Annotated in this window: 2 protein-coding genes; both read left to right on the top strand. The window is 50.6% G+C overall.

Features of this window, described 5'->3' with window-relative positions:
- Window positions 1–483, top strand: a 483-nt coding sequence (locus LZD49_RS36315; protein ID WP_234673379.1) for a hypothetical protein, incomplete at its 5' end; no start/stop codon positions are given.
- On the top strand, window positions 480–1,116 hold a 637-nt coding region (locus LZD49_RS36310; protein ID WP_234673377.1), incomplete at its 3' end, for a relaxase/mobilization nuclease domain-containing protein. The genes LZD49_RS36315 and LZD49_RS36310, both read left to right, overlap by 4 nt.

Below are 1,116 nucleotides of genomic sequence, written 5' to 3'. Positions count from 1 at the left end.
AGGCCCCAGAAAAGAACGCTGCCGAAGGCGACCGCCGAAACAATCCGGATTCTCGAGCAGCTAGCGGGAATACTATCGCTCGCTATTTTAAAGACGAAAGACCATCAGATGCTCTCGGCCCAGTGGCAGCAAAGCAGCCAGCGGGTACGTCTGCTTGCAGACCTTATCACCCGCTGGGTTTTTGAAAGCTTCGAGATCCGTAGCTTTCAAAAGACGATTACTGAGATCGACTGCTGGATTACATCCCTGTCGGACTATCTGGGCCAGGTACTGGGGCCGGGAGAGAGCAAGGAGCAAATCCTTCGGGAAGCATGGGGAATGGCCCGATCCGCACGCCAGCTGCTTTCAAAATATGAAAGCTACTATGTTGGGCCCTTGCAGGAACTTGCACCTACCTGGAAAAACGAGGCGGCAGATATCGCCTCTGTCCACTACGAGATTGAAAACGCGGTCAGGGAATTCATCCAGCAAACAAGCAAATGATCGGAAAAGCAGGTTTGGGCAGCTACGCCAAAGGAATTTTGCAGTACTGCTATTATCAGAAGGGTCAGCAAACTACGGCGGCAGGGCAACTCGAAGGACAAAGCGTCAGAGGGGAGCTGGTTTATATTCAGAACCTTGCCCTCAAAACCGCCCCTGACGGGACGCTGGATCTGGACTACCTGGCCCGCCAGTACACAGACAACCACTCCAAAAACAAGAAGCTGACTAAATACCTCTGGCATCAGTCATTCAGCTTTTCGCCAGGCGAAAAGCCCAGCAATGACAAGATCATGCAGATATCGACCGAATTTGCCAAAGAGTTTGGCTTCGAGCAAAACCAGATGGTGGTTTTTAAGCATGAAGATTCGGCCAATTTGCACTTTCACATTATTGCCAACCGCATCAATCATAACGGAAAGAACACCGCTGATCACTTCAAAAACTATGCGCGGACCGGCAAGTTCTGCCGCAGGATGGAAAATGAGCTAAGCTTGGTACCTACGCGCGACATGCGGATCAACCGGGCACCCGGCCAGCGGATTCACTTAGCGGACAAGGCGCATTTGAAACTAAGATCTTTAATTGACCATTTGATGCCACAAGTCTCTTCGATACAGGATTTAAAAGAGCATT

Source organism: Dyadobacter sp. CY261, assembly GCF_021440085.1.
Classification (GTDB): domain Bacteria; phylum Bacteroidota; class Bacteroidia; order Cytophagales; family Spirosomataceae; genus Dyadobacter.
This window is presented reverse-complemented; position numbering and strand designations above follow the sequence as displayed.